The following is a 21093-nucleotide window of genomic DNA, read 5'->3' as shown; positions in this document are numbered from 1 at the left end:
GGACCGTCCCGGCGGCATCAGTCGTCGTGTCAGGCAATCAGCTTGGCCTTGAAGCCGTGCGGCCTCTGCTGACACCGAAACTTTCGGCAAGCTGCACTTCGTTCAACCTCTGGCCCGACTTCAACGCCCCCGAGGCGATCAAACGGACCAGTTCGTCTCCGACGGTTTCCGACAGGCTCTTGTTCTGGAGTTTCTTGATCGACGGGGTCATCTTTTGGTCCTTTGGTCGCTGTCCGCGAAAACCGACGAGGGGCCAGTCATCCAAGTACATCATATACTTGGATGACCGGGTAAACGGAACCATTTGAACGCCAGCGGGTCAATTGCGATCCGCCTGTTCCATCCTGACGACAGACCATGGCTGTGAAGAGGCGCCCGGTCCTGAATGCAGCGCCCCCTTCGGATCAAGGCTTCAGGGCGGTCGACAGCATCTGCGAAAACCGGCGGCCGAGCGGTGTGCTGATGTGGCCGGCGCGGCGGACGATGCCGACTTCTCGTCTGAAGTCGAAGCCTTGCAACCGGAACTGGCCGAAATCGCGAAACCCCGGCATCGCCATCGAGGACTCGGGCGCGATGCTCAGATAGCGGGTGCCTGACAGGAACTGACGGATCAGATGATCGGCGTTGGTGGTGACCTTGACCTGCGGCTTGCGTTTCAGCGACGACAGGAAAAAGGCATCAAGGGCCGCCCGCCCCGGCTCTTCGAGATCGGGAACGATCCATTCGCCGTCGTGGCATTTCTCCGGCGGCACCACCTGACCGGCGAAGGGATGCTGTGGCGAACAGATGCCGACAAAGGCATCGGCAAACAGCAGCTCGACGTCAAAGGCGGGATCGAACCTCTCGTTGTTGGCCATGCCGAGGTAGAATTCGATCCGATTGGCCAGTAGCGCCTGGCGCAGGTTGTGGGCGTGATCGGTGATCACCTTGAACTGCACGTTGGGCACCTCGCGGTCGAGGTCGCGGATGGTGTCGCTGGCGATCTGCACAAAGGCCGCGCCGACCCCGATCGAAACCGTGCCTGAGGAGCCAGAGGCAACCGCCGCCATCTCGGCCCGGCTTTCTGCCTCGTCATGCAGGAGCCGACGGGCATGAGGCTCCAGCGTCAGGGCAAAGGCCGTGGGCCGCACGCCGCGCGGCAACCGCCGGAACAGCGCAACGTCGTAATAGCTTTCCAGCGCCCCGATGCTCTTGCTCAGGGCCGGTTGGCTGATGTTGAGCTTGCGCGAGGCTTCGAGCAGGCTGGCGCTTTCGAGAACGGCGATGAAATGGCTGTACTGGCGCAGATTGATCATCTTTCACCTCTGGAGGTCGGCCGGACAAAGGTATAAGCAAAGGTTGCATAACTGAAGAAAAAAGAAGTTAGTAGTTTTACCTCGATGCGGGCAGGATGACCGCAGTTTCAAGGGAGGAAACCATGGGCACTTTGCCGTTCATGCCGCGGGCGATGTCATTCGCCGTTGCCGCGTCACTTGCCGTCCTTGTCGCGCCGGAAAGCCGGGCGCAGACTCAGGATCCGATCAACATCGTCATCAACCAGTCGCCCTGGCTGCAGGGCTTTGCCAATATCGTCGATCTCTATCAGGAGCAGACCGGCAACAGCGCGACGCTCGACGTGAACCCCTATGCCGGCAGCCTCGAGAAGCAGCGCAATGCGGTCCGCGCAGCTGAGAGCGAATACGACATCCTGATCGTCAACGGCATCTTCTATCCCGAGATGTACGAGGGCGGGTTCCTCGAACCGCTGACCAGTATCGACGCCGGCTTCACCCTCGACCCCAATGTCTATACCTTTGACGACACGCTGTATTACGACAGCGAAACCGGGACGGTGAACGCCGAGACCGGTGATCTGCTGACCATTCCGGTCAACCCCAACATCACCATGATGTTCTATCGCGCCGACCTGTATGAAAAGCACGGGCTGGCCATCCCCGAGACCTGGGACGAGCTGCTGGCCAATGCCAAGGCGATCCAGGAGGCCGAGGGAATGGTCGGGATGATGCAGCGCTCCGCGCGGGCCACCATCTCGATCAGCTGGGATTACTGGCCCTACATGAACAGCTATGGCGGGTCGATGTTCCGGGACGAGGGCAACGGTGATTTCTTTGTCACGCTGAACAGCCCCGAGGCGCTGGCAGCGCTGGAGATGTACCTGAAGATCGCCGAAGAGGTCGGTCCGCCGAACCCGGCGTCGATGGATCAGGCGACCCTGATCCAGTATCTCGTGACCGGCCAGGCGGCCCATGCGATCCTGCCGGTGGCAGCGCAGTCGCAGATGGACGACCCCAACAAATCCGCGGTGGTGGGCAAGATCGGCTACATGAACCTGCCGCATGCGCCGGGCGGCGAGAGCGCGCCGGCGATCGGCCACTGGCTGGGCGGTATTCCCAAGAACATCCCCGATGCACGCAAACAGGCGGCGCTGGCCTTTCTCGACTGGTTCCAGCAGACCGAAACCCAGGTGGCCTATGCCGAGCTGGGCGGCTCGCCGATCAGTGCCGCGGCCTATGAGGGCGAATTCGCCGAGAAGCCGGAAAACCGCTACATGCCGGTGATGCGCGAGGCGCTGCCGACTGCGCGGCGGATGTGGACGATCCCCGAAGGCGCCGAGATCGTGGCCGTGACCGAGGTCGGCCTCAACCGGGCCGTCGCCGGCGAGATCAGCCCGGTGGAGGCGCTGAACTCCATGGCGGCCGAGATCGAGAAGATCATGCAGGATGCAGGCTACGAGACCGGGCGTCTGCCCAATCTGACCGAGTAATCCCTGCAGGGCATCAAACGACGTCACCGGGCCGCCACAGCGCGGCCCGCCCGAAACCGCCCTCTCCGCGTCGGTGACGCGCGCAGCGGCGAAGCTTACTGGACATGACAATGGCAACGGTCAAAGCCAGCGGCCCGGTCAAGTTGATGACCGTCCTGCCGGCGCTTCTTTTCCTCGTCCTTTTGTCGGCGCTGCCGCTGGCCAACCTCCTGGCGCTCAGCTTTGCCAAGGTCTCCTGGGTCGAAGGCCAGGCACAATGGGACTGGGTCGGGCTGTCGAACTACCGGGCGCTGGCGGACGACGCGCTGTTCAAGGCCGGCATTCTCAACACCCTGATCCTTGTGATCGTGGCGACCACCCTTCAGGTCGGTATCGGCCTTGCGTTGGCGCTGATCTGTTCGCGGCTGGGGCGCGGGGCCAAGGTCTATCGCACGCTGTTCCTGCTGCCGATCCTGATCCCCGGCATCATCATCGGCGCGATCTGGAAGCTGATGTACAACACCCAGTTCGGCATCATCAATCAGGCGCTCGGGCTGATAGGCCTCGGTCCGGTGGACTGGCTGGGCTCGTCGTCGCTGGCGCTGGGTTCGGTGATCGCGGTCGATGTCTGGCACTGGACGCCGTTCTCGTTTCTGCTGCTGCTGGCGGCGGTCGAAGCGCTGCCGCGCGATGTCTTCGAGGCCGCGCAGATCGACGGCGCCGGCGCATGGCGGACCTTTCGCCGGATCACCCTGCCGCTGCTGTGGCCGGCGATCTTCACCACCTTCGTGTTCCGCGCCATCATCGCCTTCAAGGTGTTCGACGAGGTCTATCTGCTGACGGGCGGTGGCCCCGGCACCTCGACCCAGGTGATCAGCTTCACCATCTACCAACGGTTCTTCGTGCAGGACAGCGCCGGCTACGGTGCCGCGATGTCGGTCTTCGTGATGTTCCTTGTCGCCCTTGTCATCGGCGTCGCCATGACCCGTCAGAAGGCCAGAAGCCAATGAGTGTCTCCGCCCGCCGCTTCACGTCGCGCCGCGCCGTGACCCTTGTCCTGCACGGCGCCCTGGTCGCCGCCGCGATCCTGACGCTGGCACCGTTCCTCTGGATCGCCCTCGCCTCGCTGAAGACTCAGATCGCGTTGCTGATGGGCACCGTCGCCTTCAAGCCGGTGTCGATGAACTATGCCGAGGTGCTGTTCGGCAATACCTCGACCTTCACCCGCAATTTCCTGAACTCGGTCATCGTCGCCTCGACGAGCACCCTCATCGCGCTCTCCGTCGGCTTCCTTGCCGGCTATTCGCTGCTCAGGATGCGCTGGCCGCGCTGGATCGTGAACCTGTTCCTGCTCTGGGCCGTGGTCTTCAACCTCGTGCCGCCGGTGACGCTGGCCGGAGCCTGGTACGAGGTGTTCCGCCATGTCGGCCTGACCAATTCGCTGACCGCTCTGATCCTCGCGCACACCACGCTGCACCTGCCGATGGCGCTCTGGCTGCTGTCGTCCTTCCTGCGCGAGATCCCCAACGAGCTGGAAGAGGCGGCGGTGGTCGACGGCGCCGGTTTCCTGCGGCTGATGCGACGGATCGTTGTGCCGATCATGATGCCGGGGCTGGTCTCGACCGGGATCCTGATCTTCATCTTCTCCTGGAACGAGTTCCCGGTCGCCCTGGCGCTGACCAACAACCAGTCGGCCACGGTGCCGGTGGGCATTGCCAAGTTCGCGCAAGAGAACGAGATCAAGTACACCCAGATGGCAGCGGCCTCGGTGCTGTCGGCGATCCCGGCGCTGCTCGTGCTGGTCTTCTGCCAGCGGTTCATCGTCAAGGGTCTGACCGCAGGGGCGGTGAAATGAGCGCCTGGGTGACCGAGCTGCGCCGCCGCCACGCCAGCCTCGACGCCTATGCCGGCACGCGCCTGGTGACGCTGGAGGACGGGCCGGGGCGCGGGCTGCGGGTGATCGAGATGCGCTCGGGCGGCGGGCTGGAGGCCGAGATCGTCGTCGACCGCAGCTTTGATATCGGGCGGCTGGCGCAGGACGGCGAAACCCTGTCGTGGCACACGCCCAACGGCGATCGTCACCCGGCCTTGATCGATGCGCAGGGTGACGGCGGGCAAGGGTATCTGCGGGGGCTGAACGGGTTTCTGTCGACCTGCGGGTTCGACCATATCCGCCAGCCCGAGCAGGCACCGCCGTACGATCTGCCGCTCTATCCCGGCCGGGAGATCGCCTATCCGCTGCATGGCCACGGCGCGCAGCAGCCTGCCCGGCTGATCGGCCACGGGCTGTCAGAGACCGACGAGACGCCGATGCTCTGGTGCGAAGGCGAGGTGATCCAGTCGATGACATTCGGCGGTGCGCTGCGCCTGCGGCGGCGGATCGAGATGCCGTTGGGCGGGAAAGACCTGCGGATCCGCGACCGTGTCGACAATATCGGGCCGCACCCGGCGCCGTCGATGATGCTCTATCACTTCAACCTCGGCTTTCCGCTCGTCGATGCCGAAAGCGTCATCGACCCCGGCCCGGGCGCGGCGCTGTGGCACAGCACGCCGCACGATCCCCGCAGCCCCTTCGGCCCTCCGGCCGACAGCTATCAATCCGAGATCTCGGTGCACCGCCCCGAAGCGCCGGGACCGGCCAAGTGCCGGTTGATCAACCCGGACCGCGGCCTCGCGCTGACGATCTCCTTCGACACCCGGACCCTGCCCTGCCTGCAGCTGCTGCGCCTGCGCGGCGCGGGCTACTACATGGTCGGCATCGAGCCTTGCACCACGGTGCATCGCTCCCGGGCCGCGGCGCAGGAGGCCGGAGAGCTTCCGGTGCTGGCGCCGGGCGAAGCCCGCGATTTTGCCGTCGATATCTCGCTCGTCCGAGACACTTCCATCCTTGCGAAAGCCTGACCCTGATGCGTGCGATCCTTGTCCTGTTTGACACCCTGAACCGTCACTACCTCGAACCCTATGGCGGCACCGTGATGGAGACGCCGAACTTCCGGCGTCTGGCCGAGCGGTCGGTGCGGTTCGACAACCACTACGTCGGATCGCTGCCCTGCATGCCGGCGCGGCGCGATCTGCAGACCGGGCGGCTGAATTTCCTGCACCGCAGCTGGGGACCGCTGGAACCGTTCGACGTGGCGATGACCCAGGTGTTGAAGGAGGCCGGCATCTACAGCCACATGATCACCGATCATTACCACTACCTCGAGGTGGGCGGCGCGGGCTATCTCAATGCCTTCAGCAGCTTCGAAGCCGTGCGCGGGCAGGAGGGCGACCGCTGGAAGGCCGAGCTTGCCGCGCCGCTCGACGACTGGCGCGCCGCCTATCACCCGGCACAATTCAGCGACCAACCGGGCGACATGCGCTATCACAACATGGTCAACCGGGCCGAGCGCCATAGCGAGGCGGATTTCTCGTCAGTCCAGTGTTTCGACCTTGGCTGCGCCTTCCTCGACCGCAACCGCGCAGCCGACAACTGGTTCCTGCAGATCGAGACCTTCGACCCGCACGAGCCCTTCGATGCGCCGGCGCGGCTGAAGGAGAAATTTGCCGTCGATCCCGACAGCCCGACCCGCGACTGGCCGCCCTACGCGCGGGTGACCGAGGATGCGGCAGAGGCCGAGGAGATGCGGGCCAGCTACAAGGCGCTGCTGGCGCATTGCGACGAACAACTTGGCCGGCTGCTCGACAGGATGGATGCCCTGGAGATGTGGGAGGACACCATGCTGATCGTCTCGACCGATCACGGCTTCCTGACCGGCGAACACGGCTGGTGGGCCAAGAACAAGATGCCCGCCTATCAGGAAATCGCCCATATCCCGCTGTTCGTTCACCACCCCGCCCATTCCTCGCGCGACGGCACCGCCCATGCCGGGCTGTTCCAGACGCCCGATCTGATGCCGACCCTCCTCGAGGCCTTCGGCTGCGATCTGCCCGAGGCGGTGCGGGGCCGGTCGCTGCTGCCGGCGCTGGCCGATCCCGATGATCCCGGCCATGAGGCGGTGATCTTCGGCTATTTCGGCGGCGCGGTGAACGTCACGGACGGGCGGCAGACCTACTTCCGCTATCCCGAGGACATGCTGGACCAGACGCTCTATCAATACACGCTGATGCCGTCGCATATGCTGGTGCCGTTCGGTCGGGAAGAGCTGGGCGCGGCGCGGCTGACCCATGATCTGAACTATGCCGCGGGCTATCCGGTGCTGCAGGTGCCGGTTCTGCCGTCATCGGCCTGGTACCAATCGCACGGGCCTGCGGTGATGGAAGCCAGCGGTTCGCTGCTCTACGACATCGCAGCGGACCCGGGCCAGCAGGCCCCGCTGCAGGATCCGGCGCGCGAGCACCGGATGACCGAGCTGCTGTGTTCCGCAATGGCGCGGCAGGACGCGCCGGCCGAAGCCTATGGCCGCCTGGGCCTGAACATCCATGAGGAGGCGTGATCATGGCGCATATGAGCATCCGTAACCTGCGCAAGGCCTTTGGCGCCGTCGAAGTTCTGCACGGGCTCGACATCGAGATCGAGGATGGCGAGTTCATCGCGGTGCTGGGCGAAAGCGGCTGTGGCAAATCCACCTTCCTGCGCATCGTTGCCGGGCTGGAAGATGCCAGCACCGGGGTGATCGACATCGATGGTCGCACGGTGACCCATCTGACCCCGAAAGAGCGCGATATCGCCATGGTGTTCCAGACCTACGCTCTCTATCCGCACATGACCGTGCGCGAGAACATCGAGTTCCCGCTCGAGGTTCTGGGCCAGTCGCGCGAGGAACGCTCCCGGCGGTCGGACGAGGCGGCGGCGTTGCTGAACCTCGGGCCTTACCTCGATCGCAAGCCGCGCGACCTCTCGGGCGGCCAGCGGCAGAGGGTCTCGATGGCGCGTGCCATCGTGCGCGAGCCCAAGGTCTTTCTCTTCGACGAGCCGCTCAGCAACCTCGATGCCAAGCTGCGGGTGCAGATGCGCGGCGAGATCCGGCGGTTGCAGCAGCGTCTCGGCGTGACCGCGATCTATGTCACCCACGATCAGGTCGAAGCGCTGACCATGGCCGACCGGGTGATGCTGCTCAACGGCGGCCGGATCGAGCAGTTCGCCCCGCCGCTGGAGCTCTACGACCGTCCGGCAAGCCTGTTCACCGCCGGCTTCATCGGCAGCCCGCCGATGAACCTGTTCGAGGCCACCGCCGAGGCCCCGGGTCGGGTCTCTGCCCTCGGCACCGAACTGGCGGTGCCGACCGGCGCGGTGCGCGAGGTGACCCTTGGCATACGCCCCGAACACCTTGAGATCGCGCCCGAGGGTCAGGGACATGTTGCCGGGCGCGTCGAGAGTGCCGAGAACACCGGCGACCGCCTGATCCTCGCGGTCGACGTGGCGGGGCATCTGATGAACGTCAGCCTGTCGGAGCGGCGCAACCTCGGCCCTGGCGACCGGGTGGCGCTTGCCCTGCCGTCGGAGCGGTTGCATGTCTTTGACACGACCACGGGATCGCGGCTCGAGGGCAGTCGAAACGCCTGACCCGCCCCGCTTCGACGCGGTATCCGGAAAAACGCCTCGGCCGAAAGACACCGGCCGAGGCGTTTCGGGACAGATGGTGGCGAAGAGGGACCGCCGTCCCGACCTCCCTCGCTGCCTGAGGTGAAAAACCAACTCCCCACGCCGGCCTGCCGCGCGTAGTGAATTCGGCATTGTCGATCCCAACCGGCTGCAGGTTGAGGATCACCACCGACACGGCGGCCCTGCGCACCACCGGAAGCACGCTCGACGACAGCGCGCAGGTCGTGACATACGAATAAACGCCATCCACATCGCTGGTCCGGACATCCTGCCCGGCCTGCACCGCCTTCTCACGCGTGTCGATCAGGCCGAGGGTCACCACCTCGGCATGGTCACGGCCAGGCTTGCCCTCGACGACCCCGACACAGGATTCCAGCTGGGGACGATGTGTCACGTGGAGAAACCGACTCGGAGTTCAGGGCGCGCGCGCGGGCAAACGAGCCTCGCGCCAACCAGCCCGAACCAGCGCTCGCAGCAGCCTTCTCTCGGGCCGCACTGCTGAAACCCTAACGAAATCAACCTCCTGACGGGCATGCAGCATGTATGAATGTTTTCATTGACTCGCATTATGATTCAATCTTATTAATACTACAAATAGAGGGAGAGGACGCTTTGCGGATTACGAGGATCAGCGCTGTTGCCTGCAACGCCCAGATGCGGAACTGGGTGTTTGTCCGGGTCGAGACCGACGTGCCGGGTCTCGTTGGCTGGGGCGAAGCGACGCTTGAGTGGAAGACACGGTCCGTCCTCGGCGCGATTGCCGACCTCGAGCCTCTGCTGGTCGGACAGGACCCGCGCGACATCGAACAGTGTTTCCAGATCATGACCCGCCATGGCTTCTGGCGCATGGGCGTCATCGGCATGTCCGCGATCAGCGGCATCGAGATCGCGCTCTGGGACATTCTCGGCAAATCCCTGGATACCCCGGTCTGGCGGCTGCTTGGCGGAAAATGCCGCGACGGCCTGCGCAGCTATACGCATCTGGGCATGGGCGACATGAACTCGGTCTATGAAACCGATGGCGCCGAGGCGCTGGCCGAACGGGGCCGGCAGGTGGTGGCCGCCGGCTACGACGCGGTCAAGGTGGTCTCGATCCCCTACGCCCATTACATCGCGCCCAACCGCGCCATCGACGCGGTCGGCACCGCGATGGACGCGCTGCGCGCCGCGGTCGGGCCGGATGTCGACATCATGGTGGATTTCCATGGCCGGCCGGCGTCACTGCCGTTGGCGCGCGATTTCCTGCGCGCGCTCGAGCCGGCCCGGCCGCTGTTTGCCGAAGAGCCGGTGCCGCCGGAACAGATGGACAATTGCGCCGAGCTTACCCGGACCTCGCGGGTGACCATCGCCGCCGGCGAACGGCTGATCGGGCGCGGCGCCTTTGAAGAGGCGATCCGCCGCCGGGCGTTCCACATTGCCCAGCCGGATATCGTGCATGTTGGCGGGCTTCTGGAGGCCAAGAAGATCGCCGCAATCTGCGAAACCGCGGGGATCGGCGTCGCGCCACACAACCCGCTCGGTCCGATTGCCGGCATTGCGGCGCTGCATTTCGGGGTCTCGACCCCGAACCACATCATCCAGGAGGAAATGGTTGGCGCGGTGCCGTGGTACGATGACGTCGTGCAATGGCCGATCGCGCGCCAGCCCGGCCATTGGCCCCTGCCCGAGAAACCGGGCCTCGGGCTCGAGGTCGACGAAGCCGAGATCGCCCGCCATCCGTTCGAACAGGAAGTGCTGCACACCCGCAATGCAGTGATGCCCGACGGCACCGTGGTGGATTGGTGATGGCCGGGCGGCTTCAGGACAAGGTGGCCATCGTCACCGGCGCGGGCCGGGGCATCGGCGCGGCCATCGCCCGCAGCTTTGCCGCCGAGGGCGCCAAGGTCGTGGTGGCGGAACGCAACTCCGAAACCGGGGCCGCGGTGGCCGCCGGGACCGGCGGGGTGTTCGTCGAGACCGATGTCACCGAGCAAGATCAGGTCGAGGCCATGGTGCGCACCACGCTGGAGCGTTTCGGCAGGATCGACGTGCTGGTCAACAACGCCGGGGCCAACGTGTTCTACCGGCCCCACGAGATGCCGCGCAGCGAATGGGCGCGCTGCATGTCGCTCGATCTCGAAGCCTGCTGGGCGCTGAGCGAAGCCGTGTTGCCGAACATGCGGCAGCAGGCCGCCGGCGCGATCATCAACATCGCCAGCACCCATGGCTTCAAGATCATCCCGCAGACCTTTCCCTATCCCGTGGCCAAACACGGGCTGATCGGACTGACCCGCGCGCTGGGGATCGAATATGCCGCCGAGGGCCTGCGGGTGAACGCCATCGCGCCGGGCTACATCGACACCGAGATTGCCCGCGACTACTGGGCCGGTTTCGACGACCCCGACGCCGAACGCCGCCGGGCCGAGGCGCTGCATCCGCCGCGCAGGATCGGCCGCCCCGAAGAAGTCGCCATGACCGCGGTGTTTCTCGCCTCGGACGAGGCGCCTTTCATCAATGCCGAGACGATCATGATCGACGGAGGACGATCGGCCTTGTTCCACGACTGAACCATTCGAAACTCATTGGGAGGACACCATGAAGACCCTGAAACTTACTCTGGCCTGCCTTGCCGGTCTCGCCGCGCCGCAGGCGGCGCTTGCCGAGACTGACACCATCAAGATCGGCTACATCAACAAGATGGGCGATCACCCCTGGTTCGTGGCCGAGGTCGCCGGCGCGGCCGCGGCCGCCGAAGAGGGCGGCGCCGAGTTCGTCAGCCAGGACGTGCAGTTCAACGCCGACCTGGCAATCACCACGCTCGACACCATGATCGGTGACGGTGTCGACGGCATCGCCATCGTGGTGCCCGACCGCGCGCTTGGCCCGGTCGTGGCGGCCCGCGCCGCCGAGGCCGGTGTGCCGCTGGTCGCCGTCGACGACGATATCCAGGACCGCGACGGCAATGCGGTTCCCTATGTCGGCCTCAATGCCTTTGCCATCGGCGAACGCGTCGGTGAAAACCTGGCCCGGTTCTATGCCGAGAGCGGCTGGAGCAAGGGCTCGGTCGGTGTCGTCTCGATCGAGGACCGCAAGGCCGACACCTGCATGCAGCGCAACGGCGGCGCCGAGAAGGCACTGCTGGCCAATTCCGACCTGAGCGAAGACCAGATCGTGCGCGCCGCCTATGACAACACCATGGTCAACGCCATCGACGTGATGACCACGACGCTGACCGCCAATCCGCAGTACGATCACTGGATCTTCTATGCCTGCAACGATGACGGCGTGCTGGGCGCGGCGCGGGCGATGGAGAACTCGAACTATCCGGCCGAGGCCGGCATCGGTATCGGGATCGACGGCAGCCGGGCCTGCGATGCCTTCGGCAACAGTCGGACCTCGGCCTTCAAGGGCACCATGTGGCTGAACTCGGCCAACCACGGGCGCGATGCGGTGCAGCTTTTGCTGGCCTCGATCAAGGAGGGCACGCCGCTGCCGCAGGCCACCTACTCCGATCCGGAATTCGTGACGCTCGAGAACTTCGGCGAGTACAAGGACCGGCTCTGCAACTGAACCACAGCAGAGGGCGCCCCCGGCGGGCGTCCTCTGCCACCCGGAGCCAGCCAAGGAGACCCCGATGACTATACCCTTTCTCCGCATTGACGGTCTGACCCGGCACTTTGGTCCGGTGCAGGCGCTCAACGACATCACCCTGGAGTTTCACGGCGGACAGGTGCTTGCGCTCGTCGGCGAGAATGGCGCCGGGAAATCCACCATGATGCGCCTGCTCGAAGGCGTGTTTCCTCCGACCCGTGGCAGCATCCACATCGAGGGGCAGGAGGTCAGCTTTGCCCAGCCCCGCGATGCGCATTCCGCCGGGATCCGGGTGATCCATCAGGAACCCGAGATCGTCCCGGACCTGACCGTGGCCGAAAACATCTTTGCCGGCGACCTGCCGCGCAAGGGCCGCCACTTTCTCGACTGGACCCGGCTCCAGGCCGAGACCGAGGCCCTGCTGGACACCTTCGGGATGTCCGGCGAACTCCGCCCCCGGCAGCTCTGCGCCGGCCTCGGTCCGGCCCAGCGCCAAATGATCGAGATCATGCGGGCGGTGCAGGCCGGCGGGCGCCTCATCGCCTTTGACGAGCCCACCTCGTCACTGACCGACGAGGAGACCCGCCGCCTGTTCACCATCATCCGCCGCCTGCGCGACGAAGGCGTGGCGGTGATCTACATCTCGCACCGGCTGGTCGAGATCACCCGGCTGGCCGACCGGGTCGCGGTGCTGCGTGACGGGCGGCTGGTCGACGATCTGCCGGCGGCGGGCATTACCGAGGAACGGATCACCCAGTTGATGGTGGGCCGCCCCCTGTCGGACATGTTCCCCGACCGCACCCCCTCGACCGGCAAGGTGATCCTCGACGTGGCCGGGATGAGCACCGAGCATGTCTCGGACATCACGCTGCAACTGCGCGCCGGCGAAGTGCTGGGCATCGGCGGGCTGATCGGGGCCGGACGCTCGGAACTGGCCAAGGGCATCTTCGGCTTTCACCGCCGCACCGCCGGCCGGGTGCGCATCGACGGTGTCGACCTGCCCTCTGGCGATACCGCCGCGGCGATTGCCGCCGGCATCGGCTTTGCCCCCGAGGACCGCAAGGAAGAGGCGCTGCTGCTGATGCAAACCATCCTCGAGAACGCGGTCCTCTGCGTGCCGCAGAAGGTCTCGAGCAAGGGGTTCTTCAGCCGCAACAAGGCTCTGGAGCTGATATCCCGGGTCTCGACGCAGATGCGGCTCAAGGCTTCGTCGCTGGATGCGCCGATCACCTCGCTGTCTGGCGGCAACCAGCAGAAGGTGGTGCTGACCCGCTGGCTGGCCAGCGATCTCAAGGTACTGATCCTCGACGAGCCGACCCGCGGCATCGACGTCGGGGCCAAATCCGAGATCTATGACCTGATCCGCAGCCTGACCGACACCCAGGGGTTGGGGGTCATCGTGATTTCGTCGGAACTGCCAGAGCTTCTGGGCCTGTCCGACCGGGTGCTGGTGATGGCCGATGGCCGCATCCGCGCCGAATTCGACCGCGCCGAGGCCAGTGAAGAGGCCATTCTGGCGGCGGCCATTCCACAGGGCCAGAGCGCCCGGGACCTACATGAAGGAGTCGGCCAATGACCGATCAGACCGCAAACTCCGGGCGCGGTGGCGCCACGGCCCATCGGCTTGTCGAACGCATCGGCATCCACAACATCAGCCTGCTGGTGGCCCTCGTCGGCCTGCTGGTGATCTTCGGCGTGCTGCGCGGCGACGTGTTCTTTTCGACCCGCAACCTGCTCAACATCGGCATGGGCGTGGCGATCCTCGGCGTTCTGGCGATTTCGCAGACCGGGGTGATCGTTTCCGGCGGACTCGACATCTCGGTGGGCTCCATCGTCGGGCTGACCACGGTGGCCACGGCGATGACCATCCAGGCCACCGAGATGGCCGGGCTGGGGCTTGTCGTCGGGGTGATCGTCGGCGGTCTGGCCGGGCTGATGAACGGGTTGCTCATCACCTACGGGCGCATCAACGCCGTGATCGTGACACTTGGCACCATGGCGATCTTTCGCGGTGTCGCCTTCATCCTGTCGAACGGCCAGTCGATCTCGATCTTCAATGACGCCTTCCGCTGGATCGGCACCGGCCGGATCCTCGGCCTTCCGGCGCCGATCTGGATCCTGATCGCGGTGGCCATCGGCTTCTACATCTTCATGCACAAGAGCATTGTCGGACGGAATTACTACGCCATCGGCGGCAACCCGATCGTCGCGCGCCTGTCGGGGCTGAACATCCCGCGGTACCGGGTGGCGATCTACGTCGTCTCCGGGGTGATGGCCGGCGTGGGCGGCATCCTTCTTGCGGCACGCACCGGCTCGGGGCAGCCGATCTCGGGCTCCGACGGGCTCGAGCTCGAGGCGATCACGGCGGCCTTTCTCGGCGGCTGCGCGATGCAGGGCGGGCGCGGCACGGTTGTGGGCGCACTCTTGGGCGTGGCGATCATCGGCGTGCTCAACAATGGGATGATCCTGACTGCGGTTCCGACCTTCTATCAGATGCTGGCAAAGGGTACGCTGCTGATACTCGCGGTTTTCCTTGCGGAGTACCGTCTGAACAGGAACTGAGGCAGGCATGGCAGAACCCCGACAGCGCGGACAGGGCGGCGCGCGCGAGATCATCACCACGACACTCGCGCGCATGATCCTCTCGGGAGAGATCGCGCCCGGCGAGCGGCTTCCGACCGAAGAGACCCTGCGCACGCAGATGGACGTCAGCCGCACGGCGCTGCGGGAATCCGTGCGCATGCTGGCGGCGAAGGGCCTGGTCGAGAGCCGCCCCCGGGTCGGCACGATCGTGCAGCCCGCCGCCAACTGGAACCACCTCGACAGCGAGCTTCTCGCGTGGCGCGAGGCCCTGCCCCCCGATCTGGGGTTCATCCGCGCGCTGACCGAAGCCCGACAGGTGATCGAGCCCGCCGCCGCCGAGATGGCCGCCCATCGGGCCGACGGGACCGATCTGGGACGCATGGAGGACGCCTTTCGCCGGATGTGCGCGGCCCGGGGCGACGACATCGACGAGACGGTCGCGGCCGACGAGGCCTTTCACTATGCGATCCTGATGGCCTCGCGGAACGAGATATTCTCGAACTTCGGCGCGGTGATCGGCTCGGCGCTGCGCATGAGCTTTCGGCTGACGACACAGGCGTCGGAGAACTTCGGCGCCTCGCTCGAAACCCATCGCAACGTGCTGGAAGCCATCCGCATGCGCGAGGCCGAGACCGCGCGGCACTTGATGACCGAGCTGATCGGCGTGGCCGCACGCGACCTGACGCGCGCCGCAGAGGCGCGGGCGGGCGGCGCCGCCGTGGCCGGTGCATGAGACCCCATGACGCCGGAGCCCGGGGCGGTGCGCGATAACCCCGCCACGCCCGTGATCCACCTGCAGTCGCCCCGCTTCCACATGGAGGTTTCCCCCCGGCTTGGCGCCTCGGTGCTGACGTTCGACCTGCGCCGCCAGAGCCACTGGGTGCCCGTTCTTGCGCCGCTTGACGACCGCTGTCTCGGCATCGACGCCGCGGCGATGTTTCCTATGGCGCCTTTTGCCAACCGGGCCCGAGACAATGCCCTTCACCTGGAGACGCGCAGCTTTGCCCTTCAGCCCAACACCGACGACCCCCTGGCCTTGCACGGTGTCGCATGGCAGCGTGCCTGGTCGGTGACGCAGACCGGCCCGCAGCACGTCGCGATGCGCCTCGACCTGACGGGGCGCTATCCCCTGACCGTGGCCATGACCTGCGCGATCGCCCTGATCCCCGAGGGCGCGCGGTTTGCCCTGACCCTGCAGAACACCGGGGCAGAGCCTGTTCCCGTCGGGATGGGGTTTCACCCCTATTTCCCGCGCAGGCCCGATACCCGCGTCGCCTTTGCCGCCGAGGCGCTCTGGCCGGAAGGTGCGGGGCACCTGCCGCGGGGCAGGACCGCCATCCCCGGCGTAGAAGACTATAAAGGACTTCGCCCCCTGCCGGATACCTGGCGCAACCAGTGCTATTCCGGCTGGTCCGGCAGCGCCCGGATCGTGCAACCTTCGCTCGACCACGAGGTCCGGATGACCGCGCGCGGGCTGGAGGCCTTGATGATGTTCGCCACGCCCGAAATGGATCGCTTTGCCCTGGAACCACAGAGCCATGTCAGCGGTGAAACCCGCACCGGCCCTGACGGCCTGATGCGGCTGGACCCGGGTCAAAGCGTGACCTCCGAGATGACGCTCGAAGTCCTTTCGCCGATCTCGTCACCGTGACAGATCGTCGGCGGAGCCCGTCCATGCCGTCTGGCTGTGTCTGAGCCGTCCGCAACCAGCCGACAGCCGCGATGGCGGACTGGACCGATGGCCCCTGCCCCTCGACGCCAACAGGAATGGCAGTTCGGGTCTCGTTCACGGACATTCGCGCCGCGAGCGCCCGAAAACATGCCGTTCAGCGGATGAATGCGGCTCGATTTCGGCAGATGTCTCCTCTCCGAGTTGCAGGGGCCCGGATCCGACGCCATGGTGGCGGCCTGTGGCTGAAAGGCCGTGATGTGTGAAGAGGGACGGCGGTGAAATTCTACAACTGGCTGACGCGGCGCGCGCTCAATCTCTCTGACCCTTATGTCCACGGCAACGGGGCTGCGCCGGCGGCGCGGGTCTGGCCCTATCTCAGATCGCATCTGCCGCCCCTGCGTCGGGTGCTGGTGCTGAGCGTGATCGTCACCATTCTGGCGGCAAGCGTCGAGGTCTGGCTGATCAGCTATGCCGGGACGCTGATCGACATGCTGGCCGACACCCCGCCCGCCGAGATCTGGGCGCAGCACAGCCGCAGCCTGAGCTTTGCGGCGGTGATGGTGATCCTGCTGCGGCCGCTCACGCAATTCGCCCGCTTCGCGATAAACGACATCGGGTTTTCCTGCAATGTCGCCAACCTGTTCCGCTTTCGCGCCCACGATCACCTGACCCGGCAATCGGTCGGCTGGTTCCAGGAGGACCTGGCCGGGCGCACGGCCTCGCGGCTGGTGCTGATGGGCAACTACGCCTCGGACGCGATCTATCAGACGATCAACGCCCTGGCTTTCGGCTTTGTCTACGTGATCGGCGTCGTGCTGCTGCTGGCCGGCACCGACATCAGGCTGGCCATTCCGCTGTTTGTCTGGATGGCGCTCTACATCGCGCTGATGGCGGTGATCGTGCCGCGGATGATCCGCGCGATGGAGGCGTTCAGCGCCGCCAAGTCCGGCCTGCTCGGCAAGGTGGTCGATACCTTTTCCAACTTCGACACAGTGAGCCTGTTTGCCCGGCGGGCCGATCTCGAGGCCGATCACATGGTCTCGCTCGAGGACACCCGCGAGACGCTGTTTCACGCCCGCCAGATCGGCCTGGCGCTGCGCACGGTGACGGTCTGGCTGGAGGGGGTGATCATGGCCGGGATCGTGGGCTATGGCATCTGGCTCTGGAGCCAGGGCAGCGCCAGCATCGGGCTGGTCAGTGCCGCGGTGGCGCTGTCGCTCAGGATCACCACCATGGCGGAATGGATCCTCGAGGCGGTCTGGCGGATCTTCGAGCAGGTCGGCTCGATCCGCGAGGCGCTGCACACCATCGCGCAACCGCTGGTCATTCCCTGTGACGCCGATGCGCCGGAGCTGCAGGTGACGGCGGGCGCGATCACGGTCGCGGGCGCGCGGCATCATTACGGCAAGGGCCGCGGCGGGCTGCGGGATGTCGATCTGCAGATCGCCCCGGGCGAGAAGGTCGGGCTGGTGGGCCCCTCGGGGGCGGGCAAGTCGACGCTGGTGAACCTGATCCTGCGGTTCTACGAGCCCGAGGGCGGCGAGATCCGCATCGACGGTCAGGACATCCGCAAGGTCGATCCCGAGAGCCTGCGCCGCGCCATCGGCATGGTCAGCCAGCAGGCGGCGCTGCTCAACCGCTCGGTGCGCGAGAACCTGACCATCGGACAGGAGGGGCTGACACAGGCCCAGATCGAGGCCGCGGCGCGCGAGGCGCGGGCGCATGACTTCATCTGCGAACTGAAGGACAGCAAGGGCCGCACCGGCTATGACGCGCATGTGGGCGAACGCGGCGTCAAGCTCTCCGGCGGTCAGCGGCAGAGGATCGCGCTCGCGCGGGTGCTGTTGAAGGATGCGCCGATCCTGATCCTCGACGAGGCGACCAGCGCGCTCGACAGCGAGGTCGAGGCCGAGATCCAGGCCGAGCTGACCCGCGCGATGCGGGACAAGACGGTGATCGCCATCGCGCACCGCTTGTCGACAATCGCCGAGATGGACCGGATCGTGGTGCTCGACGAGGGCCGGATCGTCGAGAGCGGCACCCACCGGGAGCTTCTGGCGGCCGGGCAGCTTTATGCGACGCTCTGGAACCGGCAGTCGGGCGGCTTCATCGGAGGCTCGCTCCAGACGCCCTGAGGTCGATCAACCTCTGTCCGGTCGCGCCGGGCACCAGACCTCTGGTCACGCGACCAACGTCCGACCGGCGACCGAGGAGCGTTTCCGGACCCTCGGGTCAGGAGGCCTTGTCGGTTTTCCTGTCGCAGTCCGCGCCGGTCCCGAGAACCTCGCGCAGTTCGGCCTCGTTGCGATAGCCGATCAGGATCCCCGCCTTGGCTTCCCCCAGACTGGGATCGAGTGAGGCGATCCAGGCATCCGACCGGGTGGTGCGCTGCGATGTGCGCCGCGCCCAGGCAAAGTGCAGCTTTTCCATGCGGGCGCATTCCGCCGCATGGGCTGGATCGGCGCCGAGATCGGTCAATTCGTCGGGGTCGTTCTGCAGGTCGAAGAGCATCGGGCGGAAGCCTTCGGCAAAGACGTATTTCCAGCGCCCGTCGAACAGCATGGTCAGCCTGGCATCCTTGACCTCGACACCCAGCCGCTTGCGGACGTCGCGCATGGAATAGTCGTATTCCGAGATCGCGACCTCGCGCAGACTGTCGGTCTGTCCATGCAGCACCGGCAGCAGCGACTGCCCTTCGAGGATATGCGGCACCGCCGCGCCGCCGAAATAATCGAGGAACGTGGGCACGAGGTCGATCGCCTCGACCAGCGCATGAGAGGTCTGCCCGCGGGTGGCATCAGCCTCTGCGCTCGGGTCGACCACGATCATCGGAATGCGGGCCGAGGCGTCGTGAAACAGCTCCTTCTCGCCCATCCAGTGGTCGCCGAGGTAATCGCCGTGATCGGAGGTGAAGACGATCATCGTCTCCTCGGTCAGGCCCTGCGCCTCGAGGAACGCCATCAGCCGCCCCATCTGATCGTCGATCTGCTTGATCAGCCCCATGTAGGCAGTCAGCACCCGGGTGCGGGTGGCGTCGTCGCAGAAGGCGCGGCTCACGCGCTCCTGCATGAAGGCGCCGTAGACGGGATGCGGGGTGTCGCGCTCGGCCTCGCTGCGCACCGGGTCGAGATGCGTCTCGGGGCCATACATGTCGTGGTAGGGCGCCGGCACGATATAGGGCCAGTGCGGCTTGATGTAGCTCAGGTGCAGGCACCACGGCGTATCGCCCGCCTCGCGGATGAAATCCATCGCGCGGGTGGTGATATAGGGGGTCTCGCTTTCCGCGTCGGCGGCGCGGGCGGGCTTGTCGGCGTTGTCCATGAACCAGCCGCTGAGGATGTTGCCGTCGGCGTCCTCGGCGCTGTTGGCGACCGTCTCCCAGGGGTTTTCATCCGGCCAGCCGCGCTGCTTCATGAACTGGTCATAAGCCGGGTTGCGCGGATAGCGCGGGCCGTCGGGGTGCAGACCGTCCTCGCGTTCGAAGGGCTCGAACCCGCATTCCGACAGCAGCACGCCGATCTCGCTGTCGGGGGCGATGCCGAGGCGCTTCAGCCCGTCCTCATCGGCCTTCATGTGGGTCTTGCCGCAGAGCGCGGTGCGCACGCCCAGGGGGCGCAGATGGTCGCCCAGCGTCATCTCGCCGACCTTCAGCGGGATGTTGTTCCAGGTGGAGCCGTGCGAGCTGACATAGCGCCCGGTGTAGAAGGACATCCGTGACGGGCCGCAGATCGGCGATTGCACGTAGGCGCGGTCGAACAGCACGCCTCGCGCGGCCAGCGCATCGATATGCGGTGTGTGCAGATGCGGATGCCCGGTGCAGGACAGGTAGTCCCAGCGCAGCTGATCGCACATGATGAATAGAACGTTCTTGGTCATGATCGGGCATCCCTGGGACGGCGGGCCGGGGCGCTGACGCCCCGGCCGGTTCGGTTTACGCGCGGGCGGCGTCGGGGATCGTCACGCCCAGCTCTTCGAGCGCACGAAGCGAGCCGGGGTGCAGCGCCAGGTTGATGTCTCCAACCGCCGCCTCAGGGGTGATCGCGGCCAGCCAAGGCGCGCCGTCGCGCATGTCCTCGACGCCGGCAAAGAACGCCTTGGTCATCTGGTAGATCATCTCCTCATCGGCATCCTGATTGGTGACGATGCTGGCGGTCACGCGGATGGTGGTCACCTCTTCGTCGTTGACCTGATTGTCGCCGTACTTGTCCGACGCCAGCGTGGTCAGGCCATAGCCGGGCCGCGCTGCGAGCGACTTGATCTTGTCGGTCTCCAGCTTGTCCTTGGGAATGCCGAGGAAGCGGATCGGGTTGGTCACCGCGATCTGCGTCAGCACCGGGCTGGGCGCGTTGGTCGGATTGCAGTAGATGTCGAGATTGCCGTCCTGGAACGACGCGGCGGCGGCATCCCAGCCGAGCTTGACCGCCTCGTAATCTTCGCCCGCCTTCAGGCCGGTGACCGCCTCGAAGAGATAGGCCATGGTGGCATAGGCGACGCCGCCCGGCGGCCCGAGGAACACCCGCTTGCCCTTGACCTGATCCATCTCGGTGATGCCCGAGCTGTCGTAGGCCGCGATGTGGTAGATGCCCATGGGGAAGTTGATCACCGTGCGCAGCTTCTTGGCCAGCTCCGGCGCCTGATCGATCTTCTCGAACATCGCGCGCTGGTTGGACATCAGCGCATGCAGCGCCGGCGAGGACATGCAGAACGCGGTCTTGCCCATCGCCACTTCCAGGACGTGGCGGGTGGCGGCGCCGGTGGCGTTGATCTGGATCTCGTAGTCCGGCAACTGGCCGTTGACGATATTGGCGAAGGTGGTCATCACCAGGTTCGGGCTGGTGCCCGGCCCCAGCGTCGACATGCGCAGCAGTTCCTTGGCAAAGGCCGCACGCGGCAGCATGGCAAGGGTCGCGGCGGCGGCGGTGCCGGCCAGCAGGCTCCGGCGGTTGAGTGTATCGGTCGTCATGATTGGGTTCTCCTCCA

General features: G+C 65.9%; 18 protein-coding genes. 14 read left to right on the top strand and 4 right to left on the bottom strand.

Features of this window, described 5'->3' with window-relative positions:
- Nucleotides 1-37: 37 nt before the first annotated feature.
- A complete protein-coding gene (locus ACN0SE_RS01270) occupies nucleotides 38-211 on the bottom strand; it encodes a GntR family transcriptional regulator (RefSeq protein WP_417522653.1) in 174 nt (57 codons plus the stop codon).
- A gap of 193 nt (nucleotides 212-404) precedes the next feature.
- Nucleotides 405-1295, bottom strand: coding sequence for a LysR family transcriptional regulator (locus ACN0SE_RS01265; RefSeq protein ID WP_417522652.1), 891 nt, complete (start codon nucleotides 1293-1295; stop codon nucleotides 405-407).
- Between the two features lie 95 nt (nucleotides 1296-1390).
- On the opposite strand from ACN0SE_RS01265, the gene ACN0SE_RS01260 reads away from it, so the two are divergent.
- The 14 genes from ACN0SE_RS01260 (at nucleotide 1391) to ACN0SE_RS01195 (ending at nucleotide 18248) form a co-directional block, all read left to right on the top strand.
- Nucleotides 1391-2764 carry an ABC transporter substrate-binding protein gene (locus ACN0SE_RS01260; protein WP_417522651.1) on the top strand — a complete coding sequence of 458 codons (1374 nt, stop codon included), beginning with the start codon at nucleotides 1391-1393 and terminating at the stop codon, nucleotides 2762-2764.
- 110 nt (nucleotides 2765-2874) lie between these two features.
- Nucleotides 2875-3753 (top strand): carbohydrate ABC transporter permease, encoded by an 879-nt coding sequence (locus ACN0SE_RS01255; RefSeq protein WP_417522650.1) that lies wholly within the window; start codon nucleotides 2875-2877, stop codon nucleotides 3751-3753.
- Nucleotides 3750-4598 (top strand): carbohydrate ABC transporter permease, encoded by an 849-nt coding sequence (locus tag ACN0SE_RS01250; RefSeq protein WP_417522649.1) that lies wholly within the window; start codon nucleotides 3750-3752, stop codon nucleotides 4596-4598. Before ACN0SE_RS01255 ends, ACN0SE_RS01250 begins: the two co-directional genes overlap by 4 nt.
- Nucleotides 4595-5644: an aldose 1-epimerase family protein gene (locus tag ACN0SE_RS01245; RefSeq protein ID WP_417522648.1), complete on the top strand. Its 1050-nt coding sequence runs from the start codon at nucleotides 4595-4597 to the stop codon at nucleotides 5642-5644. Before ACN0SE_RS01250 ends, ACN0SE_RS01245 begins: the two co-directional genes overlap by 4 nt.
- A 5-nt stretch (nucleotides 5645-5649) precedes the next feature.
- Nucleotides 5650-7179, top strand: coding sequence for a sulfatase (locus tag ACN0SE_RS01240; protein WP_417522647.1), 1530 nt, complete (start codon nucleotides 5650-5652; stop codon nucleotides 7177-7179).
- Between the two features lie 2 nt (nucleotides 7180-7181).
- Nucleotides 7182-8249 (top strand): ABC transporter ATP-binding protein, encoded by a 1068-nt coding sequence (locus ACN0SE_RS01235; protein ID WP_417522646.1) that lies wholly within the window; start codon nucleotides 7182-7184, stop codon nucleotides 8247-8249.
- A 651-nt stretch (nucleotides 8250-8900) separates the two neighbouring features.
- Entirely contained in the window at nucleotides 8901-10073 is a 1173-nt protein-coding gene (gene dgoD / locus ACN0SE_RS01230) for a galactonate dehydratase (RefSeq protein WP_417522645.1), read from the top strand.
- Entirely contained in the window at nucleotides 10073-10834 is a 762-nt protein-coding gene (locus tag ACN0SE_RS01225) for an SDR family oxidoreductase (RefSeq protein WP_417522644.1), read from the top strand. Before dgoD ends, ACN0SE_RS01225 begins: the two co-directional genes overlap by 1 nt.
- Nucleotides 10835-10862: 28 nt before the next feature.
- Nucleotides 10863-11837 carry a substrate-binding domain-containing protein gene (locus ACN0SE_RS01220; RefSeq protein WP_417522643.1) on the top strand — a complete coding sequence of 325 codons (975 nt, stop codon included), beginning with the start codon at nucleotides 10863-10865 and terminating at the stop codon, nucleotides 11835-11837.
- Between the two features lie 64 nt (nucleotides 11838-11901).
- Nucleotides 11902-13434 carry a sugar ABC transporter ATP-binding protein gene (locus tag ACN0SE_RS01215; protein ID WP_417522642.1) on the top strand — a complete coding sequence of 511 codons (1533 nt, stop codon included), beginning with the start codon at nucleotides 11902-11904 and terminating at the stop codon, nucleotides 13432-13434.
- Nucleotides 13431-14420, top strand: a complete 990-nt coding sequence (locus ACN0SE_RS01210; protein ID WP_417522641.1) for an ABC transporter permease — start codon at nucleotides 13431-13433, stop codon at nucleotides 14418-14420. Before ACN0SE_RS01215 ends, ACN0SE_RS01210 begins: the two co-directional genes overlap by 4 nt.
- 7 nt (nucleotides 14421-14427) lie before the next feature.
- Nucleotides 14428-15174 (top strand): FadR/GntR family transcriptional regulator, encoded by a 747-nt coding sequence (locus ACN0SE_RS01205; RefSeq protein WP_417522640.1) that lies wholly within the window; start codon nucleotides 14428-14430, stop codon nucleotides 15172-15174.
- A gap of 6 nt (nucleotides 15175-15180) precedes the next feature.
- The gene (locus ACN0SE_RS01200) at nucleotides 15181-16092 is read left to right on the top strand and encodes a hypothetical protein (RefSeq protein WP_417522639.1); all 912 of its coding nucleotides are present in this window, start codon (nucleotides 15181-15183) and stop codon (nucleotides 16090-16092) included.
- Nucleotides 16093-16388: 296 nt separating this feature from the next.
- Nucleotides 16389-18248, top strand: a complete 1860-nt coding sequence (locus ACN0SE_RS01195; RefSeq protein ID WP_417522638.1) for an ABC transporter ATP-binding protein — start codon at nucleotides 16389-16391, stop codon at nucleotides 18246-18248.
- 97 nt (nucleotides 18249-18345) lie between these two features.
- Here ACN0SE_RS01195 and ACN0SE_RS01190 read toward each other — a convergent pair whose 3' ends face one another.
- Nucleotides 18346-19989: an alkaline phosphatase family protein gene (locus ACN0SE_RS01190; protein WP_417522637.1), complete on the bottom strand. Its 1644-nt coding sequence runs from the start codon at nucleotides 19987-19989 to the stop codon at nucleotides 18346-18348.
- 55 nt (nucleotides 19990-20044) lie between these two features.
- The gene (locus ACN0SE_RS01185) at nucleotides 20045-21076 is read right to left on the bottom strand and encodes a TAXI family TRAP transporter solute-binding subunit (RefSeq protein WP_417522636.1); all 1032 of its coding nucleotides are present in this window, start codon (nucleotides 21074-21076) and stop codon (nucleotides 20045-20047) included.
- Between the last annotated feature and the right edge of the window lie 17 nt (nucleotides 21077-21093).

The organism is Marinovum sp. (assembly GCF_048263515.1).
GTDB lineage: Bacteria > Pseudomonadota > Alphaproteobacteria > Rhodobacterales > Rhodobacteraceae > Marinovum.
This window is presented reverse-complemented; position numbering and strand designations above follow the sequence as displayed.